20 protein-coding genes are annotated in these 20,378 nt (G+C 32.3%); 6 read left to right on the top strand and 14 right to left on the bottom strand.

Annotation, left to right across the window (positions count from 1 at the left end; translation table 11 throughout):
• Positions 1 to 100: 100 nt before the first annotated feature.
• From panC to radA, 5 genes are read left to right on the top strand one after another with little or no spacing between them, the layout of a single operon-like run.
• Entirely contained in the window at positions 101 to 949 is an 849-nt protein-coding gene (gene panC / locus DPN68_RS01090) for a pantoate--beta-alanine ligase (protein WP_113987734.1), read from the top strand.
• A gap of 13 nt (positions 950 to 962) precedes the next feature.
• Complete coding sequence (gene panD / locus DPN68_RS01085) at positions 963 to 1,313, top strand: aspartate 1-decarboxylase (protein WP_113987733.1); 351 nt, start codon at positions 963 to 965, stop codon at positions 1,311 to 1,313.
• A gap of 1 nt (position 1,314) precedes the next feature.
• Entirely contained in the window at positions 1,315 to 2,283 is a 969-nt protein-coding gene (locus DPN68_RS01080) for a lysylphosphatidylglycerol synthase transmembrane domain-containing protein (RefSeq protein WP_113987732.1), read from the top strand.
• Positions 2,284 to 2,316: 33 nt separating this feature from the next.
• Positions 2,317 to 3,537, top strand: a complete 1,221-nt coding sequence (locus DPN68_RS01075) for an alpha/beta hydrolase (RefSeq protein WP_113987731.1) — start codon at positions 2,317 to 2,319, stop codon at positions 3,535 to 3,537.
• A gap of 7 nt (positions 3,538 to 3,544) precedes the next feature.
• Positions 3,545 to 4,906 carry a DNA repair protein RadA gene (gene radA / locus DPN68_RS01070; protein ID WP_113987730.1) on the top strand — a complete coding sequence of 454 codons (1,362 nt, stop codon included), beginning with the start codon at positions 3,545 to 3,547 and terminating at the stop codon, positions 4,904 to 4,906.
• A gap of 134 nt (positions 4,907 to 5,040) precedes the next feature.
• Here radA and DPN68_RS01065 read toward each other — a convergent pair whose 3' ends face one another.
• The 5 genes from DPN68_RS01065 to DPN68_RS01045 all read right to left on the bottom strand — a co-directional run bounded on the left by DPN68_RS01065 (position 5,041) and on the right by DPN68_RS01045 (position 11,940).
• Positions 5,041 to 5,634: a hypothetical protein gene (locus DPN68_RS01065; protein WP_113987729.1), complete on the bottom strand. Its 594-nt coding sequence runs from the start codon at positions 5,632 to 5,634 to the stop codon at positions 5,041 to 5,043.
• A 172-nt stretch (positions 5,635 to 5,806) separates the two neighbouring features.
• Positions 5,807 to 6,847 carry an aldo/keto reductase gene (locus DPN68_RS01060; RefSeq protein ID WP_113987728.1) on the bottom strand — a complete coding sequence of 347 codons (1,041 nt, stop codon included), beginning with the start codon at positions 6,845 to 6,847 and terminating at the stop codon, positions 5,807 to 5,809.
• Complete coding sequence (locus DPN68_RS01055; protein WP_157958485.1) at positions 6,848 to 10,114, bottom strand: AsmA-like C-terminal region-containing protein; 3,267 nt, start codon at positions 10,112 to 10,114, stop codon at positions 6,848 to 6,850. It abuts the gene before it with no gap.
• 33 nt (positions 10,115 to 10,147) lie between these two features.
• Positions 10,148 to 11,113, bottom strand: coding sequence for an OmpA family protein (locus DPN68_RS01050; protein ID WP_113987859.1), 966 nt, complete (start codon positions 11,111 to 11,113; stop codon positions 10,148 to 10,150).
• A gap of 65 nt (positions 11,114 to 11,178) precedes the next feature.
• Positions 11,179 to 11,940 carry an exodeoxyribonuclease III gene (locus DPN68_RS01045; RefSeq protein WP_113987726.1) on the bottom strand — a complete coding sequence of 254 codons (762 nt, stop codon included), beginning with the start codon at positions 11,938 to 11,940 and terminating at the stop codon, positions 11,179 to 11,181.
• A gap of 191 nt (positions 11,941 to 12,131) precedes the next feature.
• Here DPN68_RS01045 and DPN68_RS01040 point away from each other — a divergent pair, with 191 nt between their 5' ends.
• Positions 12,132 to 13,922 carry a GNAT family N-acyltransferase gene (locus DPN68_RS01040; RefSeq protein ID WP_113987725.1) on the top strand — a complete coding sequence of 597 codons (1,791 nt, stop codon included), beginning with the start codon at positions 12,132 to 12,134 and terminating at the stop codon, positions 13,920 to 13,922.
• Between the two features lie 136 nt (positions 13,923 to 14,058).
• Here DPN68_RS01040 and DPN68_RS01035 read toward each other — a convergent pair whose 3' ends face one another.
• From DPN68_RS01035 to DPN68_RS00995, 9 genes are all read right to left on the bottom strand, one after another.
• The gene (locus tag DPN68_RS01035; RefSeq protein WP_113987724.1) at positions 14,059 to 14,724 is read right to left on the bottom strand and encodes a DUF3885 domain-containing protein; all 666 of its coding nucleotides are present in this window, start codon (positions 14,722 to 14,724) and stop codon (positions 14,059 to 14,061) included.
• Between the two features lie 40 nt (positions 14,725 to 14,764).
• Positions 14,765 to 15,556: a M48 family metallopeptidase gene (locus DPN68_RS01030; protein WP_113987723.1), complete on the bottom strand. Its 792-nt coding sequence runs from the start codon at positions 15,554 to 15,556 to the stop codon at positions 14,765 to 14,767.
• The gene (locus DPN68_RS01025; RefSeq protein ID WP_113987722.1) at positions 15,540 to 15,986 is read right to left on the bottom strand and encodes a hypothetical protein; all 447 of its coding nucleotides are present in this window, start codon (positions 15,984 to 15,986) and stop codon (positions 15,540 to 15,542) included. The genes DPN68_RS01030 and DPN68_RS01025 overlap by 17 nt, the downstream gene beginning before the upstream one ends.
• Positions 15,983 to 16,396, bottom strand: coding sequence for a DUF2752 domain-containing protein (locus tag DPN68_RS01020; RefSeq protein WP_113987721.1), 414 nt, complete (start codon positions 16,394 to 16,396; stop codon positions 15,983 to 15,985). The genes DPN68_RS01025 and DPN68_RS01020 overlap by 4 nt, the downstream gene beginning before the upstream one ends.
• Positions 16,397 to 16,398: 2 nt before the next feature.
• Entirely contained in the window at positions 16,399 to 16,740 is a 342-nt protein-coding gene (locus DPN68_RS01015; protein WP_113987720.1) for a TM2 domain-containing protein, read from the bottom strand.
• A 96-nt stretch (positions 16,741 to 16,836) separates the two neighbouring features.
• The gene (locus DPN68_RS01010; RefSeq protein WP_113987719.1) at positions 16,837 to 17,790 is read right to left on the bottom strand and encodes a 2-hydroxyacid dehydrogenase; all 954 of its coding nucleotides are present in this window, start codon (positions 17,788 to 17,790) and stop codon (positions 16,837 to 16,839) included.
• A 31-nt stretch (positions 17,791 to 17,821) separates the two neighbouring features.
• The gene (gene mgtE, locus DPN68_RS01005; protein ID WP_113987718.1) at positions 17,822 to 19,174 is read right to left on the bottom strand and encodes a magnesium transporter; all 1,353 of its coding nucleotides are present in this window, start codon (positions 19,172 to 19,174) and stop codon (positions 17,822 to 17,824) included.
• Complete coding sequence (gene rsmA, locus DPN68_RS01000) at positions 19,164 to 19,943, bottom strand: 16S rRNA (adenine(1518)-N(6)/adenine(1519)-N(6))-dimethyltransferase RsmA (RefSeq protein ID WP_113987717.1); 780 nt, start codon at positions 19,941 to 19,943, stop codon at positions 19,164 to 19,166. The genes mgtE and rsmA overlap by 11 nt, the downstream gene beginning before the upstream one ends.
• Positions 19,944 to 20,038: 95 nt before the next feature.
• Positions 20,039 to 20,365 carry a DUF4286 family protein gene (locus DPN68_RS00995; protein ID WP_113987716.1) on the bottom strand — a complete coding sequence of 109 codons (327 nt, stop codon included), beginning with the start codon at positions 20,363 to 20,365 and terminating at the stop codon, positions 20,039 to 20,041.
• Positions 20,366 to 20,378: the final 13 nt, after the last annotated feature.

Below are 20,378 nucleotides of genomic sequence, written 5' to 3'. Positions count from 1 at the left end.
TTGTTTATCTAATTGCATTTAAAAAACATGCAAAATTACAAAATTTTATGGACTTATTTATGAAAATAGTAAGTTTGCACCCTAAACAATACAAAATACTATGCTCATTTTTGATAACAAAGAAAGTTTGACCAACTTTTTAAGACCATTGCAAAGCCTAAATAAAACTACTGGTTTTGTTCCAACTATGGGCGCACTTCATGACGGACATTTATCGTTAATTAAAAATTCTCTAGACAAAAATCACGTTACAGTGGTAAGCATTTTTGTTAATCCAACGCAATTTAACAACGTTGAAGACCTAGAAAAATACCCAAGAACACTTGAAGCGGATGTTAAAAAAATCAAACAAATTAGTACTCAAGTTCTTGTCTACGCACCAACAGTTTCTGATATTTATCAAGAAAAAACTTCTTCCTCAAGTTTCTCTTTTGACGGATTAGAAAATCAAATGGAAGGCAAACACAGACCTGGACATTTTGATGGCGTAGGGACAATTGTAAAAAAATTATTCGAAATTGTAAATCCAACGAATGCTTATTTTGGAGAGAAAGATTTTCAGCAATTGCAAATCGTGAAAAAATTAGTTGAGAAAGAAAAAATGAATGTCGAAATAATTGGATGTCCTATTTTTAGAGAAGCAAATGGTTTAGCTATGAGTTCGAGAAACGAAAGACTTTCCAAAAGTGCTCGAGAACAATCAAGTTTTATCTACAAAACACTTCAAGCCGTTCAAGCAGATTTCAAAAAAAAGAGCCTAACAGAATTAAACGAATTTGTTAAAAATGCTTTTTCTGAACATCCAGAATTTAGTTTAGAATATTTTGAAATCGCAGAAGAATCAACACTTCTTCCCGCATTGGAAAAAGATAAAACAAAAAAATATCGTGCTTTTATCGCAATTTTTATTGAGAACATCAGATTAATTGATAATATTTCATTGAATTAATTACCTTTGCACCATGCATATTCAAGTAGTAAAATCGAAAATTCATAGAGTAACCGTAACGGGTGCCGATTTGAATTACATTGGTAGTATTACCATTGACGAAGCGCTTATGGAAGCTTCAAACATTATTGAGGGTGAAAAAGTTCAAATTGTGAACATAAACAATGGGGAACGTTTAGAAACGTATGCCATAAAAGGACCTAGAGATACTGGAGAAATCACCTTAAATGGTCCAGCCGCTAGAAAAGTTCACAGAGGCGATATCATCATCATCATTTCTTATGCTTCTATGGATTTTGAAGAAGCTAAAAAGTTCAAGCCAACATTAGTGTTTCCAAACGAAAAAGACAATTCGTTAACTTAGTTTGAAAAAGAAACTCAACAATATACTCAGCATCATACTCCCACTACTTTTGGGAGTATTTTTGATTATATACACTTACAATTCGTTTACCGAAGAACAAATTCAAAAAATGAAAAGTTACTTCGTAAACGCGAATTACTACTTTGTTTTTTTCTCTGGAGTTTTGGCTTTTATTGGTTATGTTTTAAGAGCTTATCGTTGGAAATACACATTAGAATACATTGGATATCCTTCTGATTTTAAATTTAATTTAGCAGCTGTAAGTATCGGTTATTTTTTGAATTTAACCATTCCGCGTTCAGGTGAAATTTCTCGCGCAGCACTTCTTACCAAATATAAAAATGTTCCTTTTGATAAAGGTTTTGGTACTATCATTTCTGAACGAATTGTAGATTTCATTATCCTATTGCTATTCATTTTTTCAGCAATTCTATTGGAATTTGCAACACTTAAAAACTTTCTACTAAAATATATTCCATTAAATAAATTGGTTTTCATTTTGGTATTGGGAATATTAATGGGAATCATTGGTTTGTATCTTTTAATTTATTCCAAAATAAAAATTATCGTAAAAATCAGAGAAAAAATTTCAGGCTTAACGGAAGGAATTTTAAGTGTTTTCAAAATGCCAAATAAATGGATTTTTTTAGGATACACTTTACTTATTTGGTTTACTTATGTCCTCATGTTTTACAGCGTAATTTTCGCTTTGGAAGAAACCAGAATCATTACTTTTAGTGCCGTTTTAGTGGCGTTTGTTATTGGAAGTTTAACCATAGCATTTACAAATGGTGGCTTTGGTTTTTTTCCTGTTTTGATTGCTGAAATCTTAGTTTTATACCAAATTCCAATTGAAGCTGGAAACGCTTTTGGATGGATTGTTTGGACATCTCAATTGGTCGTTACCATTGTCTTTGGCGGATTAGCATTTTTAATTTTACCAACTTTCACAAAAAAAGAAATTAATTAGTATATTGCTGTTCGAAAACTAAAACTTCATTTTATGAGAACCGCAGTATTTTTGTTTTTGAGTTTCCTTGCGCAACTTGGATTTTCTCAAGCAATTCCAGAATCAATCAATTCAAAAAAATTAGGTGAAGAACGTACATTCACGATTACTTTACCCGCGAACTACGAATCAAGTCCAGATAAAAAATATCCTACTTTATTAATTTTAGACGGAGAATATCTTGCAAGTCCGTTTCAGGGAATTCTAAAATATGGAAACTACTGGGATGACTTACCAGAAATGATTGTTATTGCAGTGAATCAAAACTATGGAGATAAACGTTTCCAAGACAGCGAATTTGACGAAACAGGTTTGCCGTCTGGAACTGGCGCCAACTTTTTTGAATTCATAGGTTTTGAATTATTACCCTATGTGGAAAAAAAATACCGCACACAACCATTCCGAATCATTGCTGGTCATGATACAACTGCAGGATTCTTAAATTTTTATTTATACAAAGACAATCCTGTTTTCAATGCTTACATTTCGTTAGCTCCAGAAATGGCTCCAGAAATGGAAAAAAGAATCGCAGAGCGTTTGGCAATTTTAACTAAACCCGTTTTTTATTACCAAGCTACTGGTGAAGGTGATTTGAAAGAGTTAAGAGAAAAAACAGCTGCTTTAGATCAAAATATTAAGGCAATTGGAAAGAAATCATTTAAATACCAATATGATGATTTTGTTGGCGCTACGCACTATTCTTTAGTGGCGCAAGCAATTCCGCAAGCGTTGTATTTTATTTTTGATGGTTACCAACCTATTTCAATGGTAGAATTCCAAGAAAAAATTGTAACATTAGACAAAGGTTACACCCAATATTTAATTGACAAATACAAAAATCTTGAGGAAAACTTAGGATTAAAAGTGCAACCTCGTTTAACTGATTTTAGAGCTATTGAAGCTGCTATCATGAAAAACAAGGCTTATCCTGAATTCCAAGAATTATCTAAATACGCCGAAAAACATTATCCTAAAACCACATTAAGTGTGTATCATCAAGCGATGTATTATGAAAAAATGGGTGAATTCAAAAAAGCAATCAAAGAATACCAAAAAGCTTTTACTAAAGAAGCCATCCGAGAACTTTCTAAAGATTTCATGTTAAATAAAGCCGATGCTTTAAAAGGCAAAAAAGATGATTCTAAAGTAGAAGAAATCGTAGTACCCGAAGTTGAAGAAGGTAGCGAAGAAAAGAAAGAAGGAGAAGAAGAATAAAAACGTAATGAGTAAAGTAAAAACATCTTTTTTTTGCCAAAATTGTGGCACACCATTTTCTAAATGGCAAGGACAATGTCACAACTGCAAACAGTGGAACACTATAGTTGAAGAAATTATTCAAAAAGAAGAAAAAGTATCTTGGAAATCGAATACTTCCGAAACCAAAAAAGCCGCAAAACCTTTACTTGTAAAAGAAATTGATAGCTCCGAAGAAGTTCGGTTAAACACTACTGATAACGAATTAAATAGAGTTTTGGGTGGCGGTCTAGTCCCTGGTTCGTTAACTTTATTAGGTGGCGAACCCGGAATTGGAAAAAGTACATTATTGTTGCAAATTTCTCTAAAATTACCTTATAAAACCCTTTATGTTTCAGGAGAAGAAAGTCAGAAACAAATTAAAATGCGCGCCGAACGCATTACTCCCAATGGAGACAATTGTTACATTTTAACCGAAACCAAAACCCAAAATATCTTCAGGCAAATTCAAGAAATTGAACCTGAAATTGTCATTATTGATTCCATTCAAACCTTACATACCGATTATATTGAATCTTCGGCTGGAAGTATTTCGCAAATCCGAGAATGTACAGCCGAGTTAATCAAATTTGCCAAAGAAAGTAATGTTCCTGTAATTTTGATTGGTCATATTACCAAAGATGGTACCATTGCTGGTCCAAAAATTTTGGAACATATGGTTGACACAGTTTTACAATTTGAAGGCGACAGAAATCACGTATATCGTATTCTACGTTCATTGAAAAACCGATTTGGCTCTACTGCCGAATTAGGAATTTATGAAATGCAAGGTTCCGGTTTACGTGAAGTTGATAATCCTTCGGAAATTTTAATTTCACACAAAGAAGAAGCACTTTCTGGAACTGCCATTGCCACTACTTTAGAAGGTATGCGTCCTTTGATGATTGAAATTCAAGCTTTGGTAAGCACCGCAGTTTATGGAACACCACAACGAAGCACAACAGGATACAACGCCAAACGATTGAACATGATTTTGGCAGTCTTAGAGAAAAGAGCTGGTTTCCGTTTAGGAACCAAAGACGTTTTCCTAAATGTTACTGGTGGCATTCAAGTAGATGATACGGCTATTGATTTAGCTGTGGTTGCTGCTATTTTATCTTCCAACGAAGATATTGCCATTCCAGAAGGATTTTGTTTTGCAGGTGAAGTAGGTTTATCGGGTGAAATTCGACCTGTGAATCGCATTGATCAACGCATTCAAGAAGCCGAAAAATTGGGTTTTACAACAATATTAGTTTCCAAACACAATAAAATTGCACTTCAAAAATCTAAAATTAATGTAGTTTTAGTTTCTAAAATTGAAGATGTAGTAAGTGAATTATTTGGATAAGAAGAAGGACCAATATGCAATTAATTAACAACCTGGACCACAAGTAGAAATTCGATTGAACTTTGAAAAGAAAATAATTTTAAAATAAATCTAAAAACCCTCATTTTTTTCAAACCGCTATTGGAAAATGGTTCTTATTTTTCATTTGTCCCATATTGTATACCACATACTTTAAAAAACTCTTTCAATAAGTCAAATTTCTGTATACATTCTTCTCCTAAGTTAATTTTATTATCATTTGTTCTATAATTTGAGCACTCAAAGCATATTTCAATAAAACCTATTATTTTGTTTTCATTATTATAGAATAAAATTGCGTTTCTTGGCATATAACAATTGATTGCTATTCTAAAATTTGATTCACTTTCATAACCATAATTAAAAATTATATCTGTAAGTTTTTCAATCTGTTGAAAATTTAGGACTTTAATTTCATCAAATTTATTTTCAATAATTGAATCTTTTTTTTCTACAAGTAAATTCAAATATTCTTGTAAATCTTCACCAACTACACCTTTTTCTTTGTTTCTATATGAAACAATTATGATTTGTGAAGTCAAATTATAAGGGAAGTTTGCTAGTCTTTTTTCTAACCTTATGCTTGTTTTTTTTGCACAATTTATCTTTTCAATTTCATCTTTATATTTCTTTTTCTTCACTTGAGAAAATGAAATATTGTGAGAACTGCCAATTATACATACTAATAAGATTCTTAATATAAATTTCATGATTTTTGATTATCTTTTTATCTGATTTTAATAATATCCCAGCCAACTTATTTGCTTTGTCAATTAAAGAAACTCAAAAAAAACTGAGTAAAACATTAAATTTCAATACTTTATTAGATTCCAAAAAAATTCCGGAATGACAAATTTGAAACTTCTAGTACAATCTCTTTTATTAAGGAGCTGGATTTGGAATTAACTCTTGTATTTTCTCAATTTCAGCTATAATTTCTTCATTTAACTGAATATCAAATGCAGCGATATTTTCTTTTAATTGTTCCATCGTTGTTGCTCCAATTATCGTTGATGTTACAAAATCTTGTTGATTCACAAAAGCCATAGCCATTTCGGTTAGTGTTAAGCCATTTTTTTCTGCTAATTCTTTATACAATTGGGTTGCTTTGAAACAATTTTCATTGGTATAACGCACAAAATTTCGGAACAAATCTAATCTGGAATTTTTGACAATTCCGTTTAAATGCTTGCCTGTTAAAAAACCAAAACCTAATGGTGAATACGCTAATAAACCTACATTTTCACGCATCGTCATTTCAGACAACCCAACTTCATACAAGCGATTTAACAACGAAAACGGGTTTTGAATGGTAGCAATTCTTGGTAAACCATGTTTTTCACTTTCTACCAAAAAACGCATAACACCCCATGGATTTTCATTGGAAACACCAATATGCTTGATTTTCCCTTCTTTAATTAATCCATCAAAAATGGTTAAAACTTCAAAAATATTGTCTTGCCAATTATCGTCTAATTTTTGAACACCTCTTTTTTGAAACATATTCATGACACGTTCTGGCCAATGCATTTGGTACAAATCAATATAATCCGTTTGTAAATTTTTTAAGCTTAAATCTACCGCTTCATGGATGCTTTTCTTTGAAAAATCTAAGGGTTGACGAATGTAATCTAACCCGCGGTTTGGTCCGGCAATTTTGGTAGCAATGACTAATTTTTCTCTTTCAGAAGCGCCAATTTTCTTAATCCAAGTACCAATATGTCTTTCTGTACTTCCAAAAATTTGTGCATTTCCTCCAATGGGATACATTTCAGCAGTATCAATAAAATTGATTCCTTGCGCAACGGCATAATCCAATTGTTCGTGAGCTTCAGATTCTGTGTTTTGGTTACCAAAAGTCATAGTACCAAGGCAAATGGTACTTACTTTTAGATTGGTGTTTGGTAAATTTGTGTATTTCATTTAATTGGCTGTTACTGTATTTTCTGTGGTTACTTCACTCGTATCGGTTTCTAAATTTTCAAATAGAAAAGTTTCATCTTTTACAAAGCCTTTTCCTTTTTTGAGGTCTTTATTTTTTTCCATAGAGATTTTGAAATTCGAAGGTGTTCCAGAAATTTTCAAATTCATATAATTCACTTTCTTATTTGGATCTTTATAAATGATTTCATCTTCTTGATCTGGATCAACAGCTTCTCGTTTTTTCCCGAAAAGCTTTTGGAAAGCAACATTGGTTACCATTTTGAGCGGAATTCGAAGGTAATATTCCATGTTCAAATCCATGTCTTGCGAACCAGAAAGTTCTATAAATCCAAGTGAGGAATTGACCACCATATTAGGTAAAATCAACTTTCCGTTTTCTAATTGCAAACGATTTTCTAGTTTATCAAATAAGATTTTGGATAAATTTTTGTCTTTAAAAAAATCGGCCATAGCATTCATTGGTCCAAAATTATCCAATCTTCCGTTATCGATAGCAATATCCATTTGTAAATTTGACTCGTCGATTCTTGGTGTTAAATCCGTATGTAATAGAATCTTTCCGGTAATTCTTCCCGTGAAAATACCGTGTAAATTTTCTGAAACCATTTTGTCTTGTCCAAAATTATCAAACTTAAACAATACTTGGTCTAAATTTACTTTTTGAATTTTTAAATCGGGGTTCAAATAAATGTGTTTTGGGTCTGAACCATTCAAATAGCCTTTAATATTCACCAAACCGCCAGCAGCATTGAATTGACAATCATCAAAATATACATAATGATTCTCTTTAACTCGCACTTTGGCATTTAAGGTTTTAATCAAATATTTATGGTAATTCAAATGACTAATTACCGCATCAATTTTCATGTTTTTAAACGGCAATTCAAACAAATTAAAGCCGCTGTCGTGATCTACCTTTTCTGTTGCATTTGCAGGTTTTTCTTGGTAACTAAACAACTCATCAAAATCTAAATAAGACGATTGAAAATTGAAATAATCGCCATTTTTCTTATAGGATTCATTCTTTTTTAAATGATATTTTCCGCTGAGTAAAAAGTTGCTTTTCCCAATTTTTCCTGAAAGTTTATTCAGTGTTAACACATTATTTTCGGCGTGAACATTTCCTTTGAATTGCTCGAATTTTACAGGATGAATTTTCATTTTTCCTTTGAACTCGTCCAAATAGAAATCCGTAGATTGCAGTGAATCTTTGTAATGAAGCGCTACTCTACCGTGTAATTTCAACTGTTTGATGTCTTCGTTTCGGTATTCTTCTGGAACAAAATTTTCGCCTTTATACGAGAACAAATCCTTAAAATGAATCACATTGGAAGTTAAATCAAATTCCATTTCGGTGTCGCCCATTTTTTTATCGGCTAACCACAAATTGTAATTTTTAATTTTTCCGTCGAAATGAAAATCGGTTGCATCAATTTCGCCATCAAATTTGGAAATAATAATATCGCTTTCTGTGATTTTAAGTAATCCATCAAAATCGTGAAAAGCGTGCGGATAATTTTCTAATTTGGCATAAAAATCTTGGATAAAATAACTTCCAATGGGTAATGATTTCGATTGTAAAAACGTATTAGCAGCACCTTTAAATGCCAAATCCAATTTTAAATTTCGGATTTTTTCATCGAAAGGTTTTTGTTTTATTGTATCAAAAGAAGTTAGTTCTTTGAAATCCAATAATTTTGATTTCATGTGAATTTCAGAAACCACTTCACCGTTGGTTTGATGAATTATAGCGGGAACATTATTGATTTTTCCGTCTAATTCAAGATTTGATTTTCCTAATTGCAAACGACAGTATTCCATTTTGAAATCATTGCCATCCATAGTTGCTTTTAGGTTCAAATTCTTAACTGGCAAATGGTAACTATCCGATTTAAAGTTTAAATTAGTAACCAATAATTCTGAAAAATACGCTTGATTGAGTTTTTCCAAGCTCTTTTCTGGTTGGGCTAAATCGATAATATCATGAAAATTCATGCTTAATTGCACGTTTCCTGTTAAATTGGATAAATCAGTCAAATTGAAAAACTTAGAAAGAAACTCCAAATCAAAATCAGAATCTAATTTCAAGTCAATTTCTGGTGAAACAAAGTTAATTACTTTTAAATTTCCTTTAAATTTTCCAGCTTCTGGTTTTGCAGTAAAATCAGTTAAGTAAAAAGCGCTGGTTTCTAAATTTCTTTTTTCGCCATTGGTAAAATAAGCGCTAAACGCCATTTCATCCAACTTTTTATGGGTAATAGTATTGTCGAAGAAACCATTTTTACAACCAAATTTTGCTTCAACAGCAGGAAGATTTCCATTTGAAGATTTTCCTTTGATTGTAGTTGAAAAGAAAATTTCGCCTTGGTTATCGTATTTTTCTAGAGTTGGAATTAAATCTTCTGGAGCAAACGCAATTAACAAATCGAAATTGGGTTTTTTGCCCGAAAATTCTAAATCCATATTGAAATCATCGTCAATATCGATACTTCCTTCCATACCAAAAAGTCCGTTCTCAAGTTTTACCGTAGAAGGTTCAAAATCTAACACATGCGTTTCCTTGTGAAAAGAAAAATCAGTAGCTATATCAAAATGTTTGTTTTTAACAAAAGTAGTGTCTTTATCTTTGATAATGTTGAATACAAAAGTAGCATCCAACCCCATTTTTATATACGTTTCGTCTTTCTTGAAACGAGTTTCTGCATTATTAATAAACGCTTCTAGAGTTAAGGTATCGGCTAAATTAGTTTTTAGAATATCTACATTTTTGATTTTGATTTTTTGTAAATCGATGTGAAATTCTTCTTCTAAATCTTCAACTTCTTTAACTGGTTCAAAAGCTTTTACGAGATTGAATGTATTGTCTTTGTATTGGGTAATATTGATTTTTCCATTGGCCAATTTAATCGTTTTAATGTCAAATTTTCCACGAATAATAGTCCACAAATCAAAACCAACATAAACGTCTTTTAGGTTGATTATAGGCTTTCCGTTAAGTTCTTTAGTTTCAAAAACCTGAAAATCCTTTAAATCGATGGAGATATAAGGAAAGTTTTCAAACGGTGAAATTTGTGTTCCCGAAAGTGCAATTTTTCCTTTAAAATCTTGGTTTGCTGTTGCCAATAATTCTTGAACAATAGCGTCCTTTTTGAACGTAATAACCAGCGTTATAATTATAAAAAGCAATAGAGGAATTCCTAAGAAAACCCCTATTGCTTTTTTCCACATTTTTTTATTCTTTACCATCTTCATTTCATTAAAATGTGCTTTGTTTTTCGATTACAATTCACCCATTAACTTGGTGATTTCGTCTAATTTTGGTGTTAAAATAATTTCAATTCTTCGGTTTTTAGCTTTTCCTTCAGCATTTGCATTATCAGCAATTGGTGAAAATTCTCCTCTACCAGCCGCTGTTAAATTCCTTTTATCAATTCCTTTGTTTTCAGAAAGAATATTTACAATTGCTGTTGCGCGTTTAGTGGATAAATCCCAGTTGTTTTCAACGCCACCACCAATGGTTCCCATGATTTTATCGTTATCTGTATGACCTTCAATTAGAACAGAAATTTCAGGATTTTGAGCCAAAACATCACCTAATGCTTTTACTGCTTTTTTTCCTTCAGTTCCTACAGTCCAACTTCCCGATTCAAATAACAATTTGTTTTCCATAGAAACATATACTTTTCCATTTCTTTGCTCAACTGTTAATCCTTTTCCTTCGAATGCATTTAAAGCTTTAGACAATGTGTCTTTTAACTTTTTCATTGCCGCTTCTTTATCAGCAATCATTTTTTCTAATTCTGTCAAACGATCTGAAGATGCTTGTAAATCGGCTTTCAATTTATTCAAACGTTCTTGTTCTGCATTTAGCGCTTTTTGTTTGCTTTCTAACTCCGCTAAAAGTTCACGATTTTTCTTCATGTTACTTTCCAATGCATCATTACTATTCTTTTCAAGTGCAGCATAAGAAGACTTTAAATTATCTAAACTCTTTTTAGTTGCCGCATAATCAGCAGCTAATTTATCGCGTTCTGCTTTTACTTTATCTAATTCGGTTTGTAGCGCATTTTTGTCTAATTCCAATTGATTTTTAGTTTTATTCAAATCTTCATTTTCATCAGCTAAATTGTTACGCTCTTTTTTTAAATCGGCATATTTACTTTCCAAATCTTGGTAAATCTTCTTAGAGACACATGATGTAGTTAATCCTAAAACTACACAAGCAAAGGCAATTTTTCTTATCATTTTATTGTTGTTTTTAATTTTTTGTAATTGATTTTCTGATTTTGAACTTGAATTTTGAACTTGTTTTACTCTATTTCCACATAAACCGGACAATGATCAGAATGTTTGGCTTCGGGCAAAATTAATGCTCTTTGTACTTTATCTTTTAAAGATTCTGTTGCCAAACAATAGTCGATTCTCCAACCTTTGTTGTTATTTCTAGCATTTGCTCTGTAACTCCACCAACTGTAATTGTGTGGTTCTTTGTTCAACATGCGAAACGTATCTACAAAACCACTTTTCATGAAACCATCAAGCCAAGCGCGTTCTTCAGGTAAAAACCCAGAAACTTTAGCATTTCTAATGGGATCATGAATATCTATTGCTTCATGACAAATGTTATAATCGCCACAAATAACCAAATTTGGAATCTCTTTTTTTAATTCATTTACATACGATTGAAAGTCATCCATGTATTGGAATTTATGTTCTAACCTATCAATATTTGTGCCAGAAGGCAAGTACAAACTCATTACAGAAAGCGAATCAAAGTCGGCACGTAAATTTCTTCCTTCAAAATCCATATGCTCAATTCCTGTTCCAAAAACTACATTTTTTGGTTCAATTTTAGACAAAATAGCTACACCGCTATATCCTTTTTTTTGAGCAGAAAAATAATATTGGTACGGATAACCCGCAGCTTCAATTTCTAATTTTGGAATTTGATCTTCGGTAGCTTTAATTTCTTGTAGACAAATTACATCTGGATTCGCTTGTTGTAACCAATCCAAAAAACCTTTGGTAATAGCCGCACGAATTCCGTTTACATTATAGGAAATTATCTTCATTTTTTGTTTTAGAGGTTTTGCTCAAATGTAGTAAAATCCATTTGAAATGAAAAATGCAATACCAGATATTTTTTAAGTTGCTAAAAACCAATAATTAACACCAAAATTCCTTAATTTTCTCGAAAGAACGAACAAAAACGCTGTGATAAATTAAATTTATTATCTTTGCTTTTAGCGTAAATTTAAAATAAATGGGATTAGTCACCGCCAAAGAAGTAGCAAAAGCTATCAATGCTGATAAATATGGTTTTCTAGGAACTTTTTCGGGCTGGTTACTGATGAAAGCGTTGAAAATATCGACACTGAACAAGATCTACAACCGAAACAAACACCTTGCTGAAGTTCCATTTTTGAATGCTATTTTAGACGAATTTCAGATTAAATTTGAAATTCCAGAAGAGGATTTGAAACGTTTGCCTAAAGATGGCGCTTATATTACTATTTCAAACCATCCATTAGGAGGAATTGACGGCATTTTGTTGTTGAAATTAATGCTAGAACGTGAACCCAATTTTAAAATCATTGCTAATTTCTTATTGCATCGTATTGAACCGATGAAACCGTACATTATGCCGGTAAATCCGTTTGAAAATCATAAAGATGCGAAATCTAGTGTTGTAGGTTTGAAAGAAACTTTACGTCATTTAAGTGATGGAAAACCATTGGGAATGTTTCCTGCTGGAGAAGTTTCTACCTATAAAGATGGTAAACTTGTGGTAGATAAACCTTGGGAAGAAGGTGCAATAAAAGTGATTAGAAAAGCCCAAGTTCCTGTTGTACCTATTTATTTTCATGCAAAAAACAGCAAGTTGTTTTACTTTTTATCTAAAATAAATGACACGCTGCGCACAGCTAAATTACCAAGCGAATTATTGACTCAGAAAAAACGCGTGATAAAAGTGCGTATTGGTAAACCAATTACAGTTGCCGAACAAAACGAATACCAAGACATTGAATCTTATGGCGATTTCTTGAGAAAGAAAACCTATATGTTATCTAACGCTTTTGAAGACGAAAGCAAAATAAATTTACCTAAATTATCTATTCCAAAGCCTCCAAAACAAATTGCTAAGCCTGCTAATCAGGAACAAATTTTGGAAGAAATGGCTTGTCTAAAACAAGGCGATTATCGTTTATTGCAAAGTAAAAATTATGAAGTTTATTTTGTTACAGCGGATAAAATTCCAAATATTTTACACGAAATTGGACGTTTGCGAGAAATAACCTTTAGAGAAGTGGGGGAAGGAACAAACGAATCTTTAGACTTAGACGCTTACGATAAATATTACCACCATATGTTTTTATGGGACGATGAAACCCAGTGCATTGCTGGCGCTTATCGTATGGGATTAGGTTCACACATTTATCCAAAATACGGAATTGACGGATTTTATTTGCATGAATTGTTTCGTTTTGAACCTGAATTGTATGACATGATGAGTAAATCCATTGAAATGGGTAGAGCCTTTATCATTAAAGAATACCAAATGAAACCAATGCCTTTGTTTTTACTTTGGAAAGGTATTGTTCACACTACATTGCATCATCCGGAACATAAATATTTAATTGGTGGTGTGAGTATTAGTAATCAGTTTTCAGATTTTTCTAAATCGCTGATGATTGAGTTTATGAAGTCGCACTATTATGATCCTTATATTGCGCAGTATGTACATCCGAAAAAAGAATACAAAGTAAAACTGAAAGATGCTGACAAAGACTTTGTTTTCAATGAAACGGAAGCAGATTTGAACAAGTTTGACAAAATTATTGACGAAGTAGAACCAGGCAATTTGCGTTTACCAGTTTTAATTAAAAAATACATCAAGCAAAATGCTCGAGTGGTTGCATTCAATGTAGATCCTTTATTTAATAATGCAGTTGATGGCTTAATGTACATCAAAATTGCTGATTTACCCGAAAGTACCGTTAAACCTGTAATGGAAGAATTTCAAGCAGAATTGGAGAGAAAAGAAAAAGGATAGTGTTTTAAAGTTAAAAACAATTTATCGATTTCATAGTGCTTTAATACTTTAGCACAAATAAAAATTGACAGAAATAAAGTTTGATTTAACTACTGAATAGCCAGTCTTTAGTAAGTACTGTTAAGTGTAGTTTTTATTATAATTGCTTAAAATGTTTTTCTATTTCTGGTCTGTGATACTCAACAATCCAATCATTTCTTTTTATATAAATATCCCTAATTTTGTCTGCTTTGTCGCTCCAAACATAACAACCTCTATCGTCGTACATTTGAAATGCTTTATCGGTTGTCGGGTTGAAAAAGAAAATTCTTTGATCTATACCTGGTTCAAAACCCATTTCTGTGTTTGCTATTCCTCTAAGAATATTTTTTATATTTATGTCCTCCACAGGAAGTTTTCCAATTATAATTCTGACTTCATTTTTCTCTATGACTTCATTATCGTTTTCGTCAGTTATTAAGTTTCGATTATTATTTTTCACTGTTTCCAATTGATTGTAGAATTTAACAAACCTGTCGTCTAAAAACTGTTTGTGTAAATAGTCGTTTGATGCATTGAAAATATTTTCGCATTGGTATTCATAAATTAAAATGAAAATTTCCTGTGTCGGGTCATTAAATATTTCTTTGAAAATTGTAAAAGCTCTTTCTGTTGACTGGTTTACTCTCTCAATTGTTCCATTTTCTTTCCCCTCACCAAGTTCAAACCTAATATGAACTTGCCCTCCGAGCGTATGTTCTAGTTCGATTTTGGAGTTTGGAAAAACTTTGTCAAAATATGCTTGTAATTCTTGTCTTAACATTTTGCTCTTGTTTTGTCTGTAGTCTTAAAATGGATTATAACTAATTGCTATCCTTTATTTTTTGTTTGAATTCCAACCAACTTTCCTTTGATAAAATAGTAGTGTTTTTAATCTTTTTCCCTTTCAAATAATTGAGAATGTACTTGGCTCTATCTTCTGATTCGGGATGTGTGGAAATCCAATAGGTGTATTTGTGTATTTCATTGTTCAATGATAATTCATACATAAAATCTGCAAATGGTCTTGGATCAATATTGGCGTTAATCATATAATTTACACTTTCCATATCGGCTTCTCTTTCTAAATTTCTGTCGTAAGCTGAAGATGATAATGTATGTAAAACTTCTTTAATCATGGTAGCATTGGCTCCTGTCATCGACATTAAAACCGAAAAACCAATCTCTTTCGAAAGCTTCTTCATTACGTGGTTTTTTTGCAAATGTGCAATTTCATGACCCAAAACACCTAATAAAGCTTGCTCATTTTTGCATTTCAAAATCAATCCAGTATAAACTACCAAATGATTGTCTGGCATAGCAAAAGCATTCACCTCATCCTTATCAATAATATGTACTTTCAAGCTATCGCGCTCTATAAAATTCTCTTTACATAATGGTGCCAAAAGTGAATCTAGTTTACTCACAATATCTTCATCATAAATTACATCTTCAGTAGCCTCAATTTGTTTCCAAATCAAATCGCCTATACTACTTTCTGTTTTCGATTTCACATTTTCGATTTTAAAAATTCGCACAAAATCAATTTGGGCTAATAAAATCCAAAGTCCAAAAAATAATACAATTATCAACAATCCTTTACTTAGTGCTTTCATTGGTTTTGCAAATTAAATTAGTAATATCAGCAAAGAAAAACAACTCAGCATGAATTCCTTTTCGTGTTCTTGATGCCAAAATTAACGTTGAAATAAATTCGGCTAAGTTAAAAAGCAACAAGGTAAACATGTAAGCAAAATAGTAATTGGTAGGGGTATCATCCATGAAAATTATTCCAATGGTCCACCAAAAACCCGCACTATTAAAGAAAAACAATCCTAATTGCGACAGTAAAGCCTGCGTACAATGCCATTTTACAAATGCCGTACTTTTTCTATTTCCTAGATAAAAGAAAAAAGTGGCTAATAAATTAAAAATCGGCAAAGGTAAACCAGCAATGGCAGCGACTAACGACATTAAATAACTGTTAGAAGCGCGCTCCATTTCGGAATCAACTGGTCGGTAATAAAATTTTTTATTTGCAATCATAATCCTTTTTTTATGTTCCAATACCAATTCAATAGCACTAAAATAACCAAAAAAACGGCTATCCATTTACGACTGATGAATTGTTCAGATTTTTTATAAAATTGAAAGAAAGTGTCTTTTTTTTGAATGTAATCAATACCAATCCAAATGGGCGCTATAATCATAATTAAAGCAACGAGAATTCCAAAAGGATTAATTAAAATTGAAGAAGAAAAATCGCCTTGAAACAAGTGCATCACTGCTCTAGTAGTTCCACAAGACGGACAAGGAACATTGGTTGTTTTTTTGAACAAACAAACTGTCATCTGACTAGTTTGAATTTCATTTTCATGATGTAATGAAAAAAACAACCAAATGTAGCCTACTAAACAAGCAACAAGTAAAAATTTGTATAACTTGTTTCTATTCATTATTAGTACATGAATGCACTATTGAATTTCTCCATGTTTTTCTCTTTGGTAGCACCTTGGATTAAAAACCAATCTACGATTGCCCAAATTCCCAAACCACCGCAAGTCAATAGCTTTCCAACACCCATTCCAGTATCTCCAATGTAGAATCTATCAATTCCGTATGCTCCAGCAAAAATTGAGATTAACAATGCCGTTGTTGGGTCTTTGTATTGAACCATTTGTAACATTGGCCATTTATCTTCGTCCATTGCTAATAATCTTTCTCTAATTGCGTTTAACTGATGTCCTTCGAAAAATTTTGAATTGGTCATCATGAACATGTCAACTTTTTGTGCTTCCATTTTTTGTTTAGTTTTTGGTTTATTTTGTAATTTAAAAAAAGCTAATTTAAACTTTTTTCATTTAATTAGTCGTAAAGTAAATGAAATGTTACAAGTTTACTTATACAAATGAAGAATTTTATCCACAATAGTTTGTGCCAATTTCTCATGGCTTTCGAATGCCCAACCTCCAATATGTGGCGTTAACAAGACATTATCCGCTTTTCGTAAGTATTCAAAAGCTTCGTTTTTAGTGTCTTCGTCAAACAAATTTTCGAATGATAATTTTTCGTATTCCAAAACATCTAATCCAGCACCAAGGATTTTTTTACTTTGCAATGCAACAACTAAATCGGAAGTTACGACGCATTTTCCTCTAGCTAAATTGAGTAACCAAAACGGTTTTTGGAAAGCATTAATAAAAGAAGTGTTTACCATTTTGTCTGTCAATGGCGTCCAAGGAACGTGCAAACTCAGCACGTCTGCTTTTTGTTGCAATTCTTGTAAAGGAACTTGTTTGGCATTGGCATCGGCTACATTGGGAAGAATATCGTAACACAACACTTCCACGTCAAAACCTTTTAATTTTTTAGCAAAAGCTTTTCCCATGTTGCCATAACCAATAATGCCAACTGTTTTTCCGTCTAATTCATGACCACGATTGGATTCGCGATTCCATTGACCACTTTTTACTTCTCTGTCTGCTTTATTTAAATTATTGAAAAGTGACAATAACATTCCTAAAGTTTGTTCACCAACAGCGTTACTATTTCCTTCTGGAGCAGAAATTAACTGAATGTTTTTGGAAATGGCATAATCATAATCAATACTTTCTAAACCAGCACCAACTCTAGCAATAAATTGCAAACTTGTAGCTTTATCAATGAAATTTTTGTCAATTTTAAACCGACTTCTGATGATAATTCCGTGGTAATTGGCAATTTTAGCTTCAATAGTTTCTTTTGAAGAAGTAAAATCGGCTTCATTTTGAAAACCTGCTGCTACTAATTGCTCCCACAACAAGTGATGATTGCTATCGATATGAAGTATTTTGATTGAATTTGGTTTCAAAAATTTAAATTTATGATAAGAAATAAGTTATTTAAAATCCTAAAATCACTTTAGCAATAGAAAAATATATTAAAATTCCGAAAATATCGTTGCTTGTTGTGATAAATGGTCCAGTCGCTAAAGCTGGATCAATGCCATATTTGTTTAATGTAATTGGAACAAAAGTACCAATGAGTGAAGCAATTACAATTACCGAGATTAATGCAATAGAAACTGTGATTCCAATAATATACTCAACACCAAGTAAGAAATGACTACCTAATAATAAAATAAGTGCTAAAATAAGTCCGTTTAACAAACTCAATTTCACTTCTTTAAACAATCGCTGCCAAACAGAACCACTCAGCGTATCATTTGCCAAACCTTGTACAATAATTGCGGAAGATTGTACTCCAACATTTCCAGCCATCGCAGCAATTAATGGAGTAAAGAAAAACAAAACTCCGTATTCTTCCATTGCACCTTCATAAAGACCGGAAACTTTTACCGCAATAAACCCACCTAACAAAGCCAAAACCAGCCAAGGTAATCTTGCTTTTGTAAGTTCTAAAATACTATCATCTGCTTCAACGTCTTGTGAGATACCCGCTGCTAATTGGTAATCTTTATCGGCTTCTTCTTTGATTACATCAATAATATCGTCAATGGTGATTCTTCCAACTAATCTTCCTAATTCATCAACTACAGGAATGGCTTCCAAGTCGTATTTTTGCATGATACGTGCTACCTCAACATCTTTGGTATCGACTTTTACATAATCTACTTTTGGAATATAGACATCACTAATTGGTGTTTTGGTAGAAGTTGTCAATAAATCTTTTAAGGAAAGTCGGCCTTTTAATCGGTTTTCGTCGTCAACAACATAAATGGAATGCACTCGAGTTACGTTTTCGGCTTGCAAACGCATTTCCTTTACACAAGTTAATACGTTCCAATTTTCATTTACTTTTACCAATTCTTTCGCCATCAAACCGCCAGCAGAATCTTCATCATAACGTAATAAGTCAACAATGTCTTTGGCGTGTTCCACATCTTCCAACTCCGAAATTACTTGCTCTTTTTTCTCTCTTGGCAATTCGGCAATAATATCGGCGGCGTCGTCAGTATTTAATTCGTCTAGCTCTTCTGCAATTTCTTTGGCAGATAATTTTCTTAGGATTTTTTCACGAACTTCTTCGTCTAATTCCAATAAAATTTCAGCTGTTTTCTCAGAATCTAAGGTATTAAAAACGTAATGAGCGTCAAACTCACTAAGTTCTTCCATAATTTCTGCGATATCAGCAAAGTGCATATCTTGAAGCAAGTGCAAAACGTCTTGCTCTTTGTTTTCCTGGATTAAAAGTTCCAGTTCTTTGATAAGTTCTTTACTGATTTTAAACTCCATCGGCAGCTATTTTTTGGGTTAATTCGATAAATTGCTCAACCGAAAGTTGTTCCGGACGCAGGTCAAAGATACTATCTTCTTTTAAATTATCAGAATGTATCATGCTTTTTAAGCTATTTCGCATGGTTTTCCTTCTTTGGTTAAAAGCTTGTTTTACCACTGCAAAAAACAATTTTTCATCACATGGCAACTGATAATTTGGTTTACGGATTAATCGCAACACACCTGATTTTACTTTTGGTGGCGGATTAAACACGTCTTCATTCACTGTAAATAAATATTCTGCTTCGTAAAAAGCTTGGGTTAAAACAGATAAAATTCCGTAAACTTTACTTCCTTTTTTTTCGCAAATGCGTTGAGCCACTTCTTTTTGAAACATTCCTGAAAACTCTGGAATTTGGTTTCGCATTTCAAGTGTTTTAAAAACAATTTGAGTTGATATGTTGTAGGGGAAATTCCCAATTATAGCAAACGGTTCTTGCTGAAAAACTTCGTTAATATTGTATTTCAAAAAATCCTTAGCAATAATGTGACCGTGTAGTTTTTGGTAGTTTTTTTCTAAATAATCTACCGATTCTGTATCGATTTCTACTACAAAAGTTTCTATTGGTTTTTCTAGTAAGTATTTGGTCAAAACACCCATTCCTGGACCAATTTCCAAAACTTTTTTGTAGCCGTTAAGCGTTAATGTGTCGGCTATGCGTTGGGCTACACTTTCATCGGTTAAGAAATGTTGGCCTAAGTGTTTTTTTGCTCTTACTGTCATTATTTAATTTAGAGGTTAGAAGTTAGAAATTAGATGTTAGAATTCTTGAAATACATCATTTGATTCTCCATTTTTTTTAAAAAAAGGCACCAAACGTTTTAATTTTCTACGTGAAAATGTTCGCTCAAAATTTCTAATTCGGTACGGAAAGCCAACATTTTATCAGCGAATAATTCCAAGCCTTCTTGGCGTAATCGTGGTGCGTGTTTTTCGTAATATTCTTCTAATTTGGCTCTAGAATCTGTGAAATATTGTATCGCATAAGTGGCGCCGCCCATTTCTTCTTCGACCATTACTTTTACCATTTTGGCATTTTTAAACAAACCTGTTGCCAGCACATCGCTAATGTGTTTTTGTTGCATCCAAGTTAGCCATTTGTCGTGCACACTTTCGTCTATGTTGATTGTAACGTTGTAAATAATCATGGTATAAATTTCG

This window comes from Flavobacterium tibetense, assembly GCF_003293845.1.
GTDB lineage: Bacteria > Bacteroidota > Bacteroidia > Flavobacteriales > Flavobacteriaceae > Flavobacterium > Flavobacterium tibetense.
The sequence above is the reverse complement of the archived record's forward strand: the minus strand, read 5'-3'. Positions and strand labels throughout refer to the sequence as shown.

Bases quoted from the DNA above. Each gene is read 5' to 3' on its own strand.
- DPN68_RS01015 (WP_113987720.1), bottom strand. From the start codon at position 16,740: ATGGAAGCACAAAAAGTTGACATGTTCATGATGACCAATTCAAAATTT.
- DPN68_RS01020 (WP_113987721.1), bottom strand. From the start codon at position 16,396: ATGAATAGAAACAAGTTATACAAATTTTTACTTGTTGCTTGTTTAGTA.
- DPN68_RS01075 (WP_113987731.1), top strand. From the start codon at position 2,317: ATGAGAACCGCAGTATTTTTGTTTTTGAGTTTCCTTGCGCAACTTGGA.
- DPN68_RS01055 (WP_157958485.1), bottom strand. From the start codon at position 10,114: ATGGTAAAGAATAAAAAAATGTGGAAAAAAGCAATAGGGGTTTTCTTA.
- DPN68_RS01050 (WP_113987859.1), bottom strand. From the start codon at position 11,113: ATGATAAGAAAAATTGCCTTTGCTTGTGTAGTTTTAGGATTAACTACA.
- DPN68_RS01060 (WP_113987728.1), bottom strand. From the start codon at position 6,847: ATGAAATACACAAATTTACCAAACACCAATCTAAAAGTAAGTACCATT.
- panC (WP_113987734.1), top strand. From the start codon at position 101: ATGCTCATTTTTGATAACAAAGAAAGTTTGACCAACTTTTTAAGACCA.
- DPN68_RS00995 (WP_113987716.1), bottom strand. From the start codon at position 20,365: ATGATTATTTACAACGTTACAATCAACATAGACGAAAGTGTGCACGAC.
- panD (WP_113987733.1), top strand. From the start codon at position 963: ATGCATATTCAAGTAGTAAAATCGAAAATTCATAGAGTAACCGTAACG.
- DPN68_RS01065 (WP_113987729.1), bottom strand. From the start codon at position 5,634: ATGAAATTTATATTAAGAATCTTATTAGTATGTATAATTGGCAGTTCT.
- DPN68_RS01035 (WP_113987724.1), bottom strand. From the start codon at position 14,724: ATGTTAAGACAAGAATTACAAGCATATTTTGACAAAGTTTTTCCAAAC.
- DPN68_RS01045 (WP_113987726.1), bottom strand. From the start codon at position 11,940: ATGAAGATAATTTCCTATAATGTAAACGGAATTCGTGCGGCTATTACC.
- mgtE (WP_113987718.1), bottom strand. From the start codon at position 19,174: ATGGAGTTTAAAATCAGTAAAGAACTTATCAAAGAACTGGAACTTTTA.
- radA (WP_113987730.1), top strand. From the start codon at position 3,545: ATGAGTAAAGTAAAAACATCTTTTTTTTGCCAAAATTGTGGCACACCA.
- DPN68_RS01025 (WP_113987722.1), bottom strand. From the start codon at position 15,986: ATGATTGCAAATAAAAAATTTTATTACCGACCAGTTGATTCCGAAATG.
- DPN68_RS01030 (WP_113987723.1), bottom strand. From the start codon at position 15,556: ATGAAAGCACTAAGTAAAGGATTGTTGATAATTGTATTATTTTTTGGA.
- DPN68_RS01040 (WP_113987725.1), top strand. From the start codon at position 12,132: ATGGGATTAGTCACCGCCAAAGAAGTAGCAAAAGCTATCAATGCTGAT.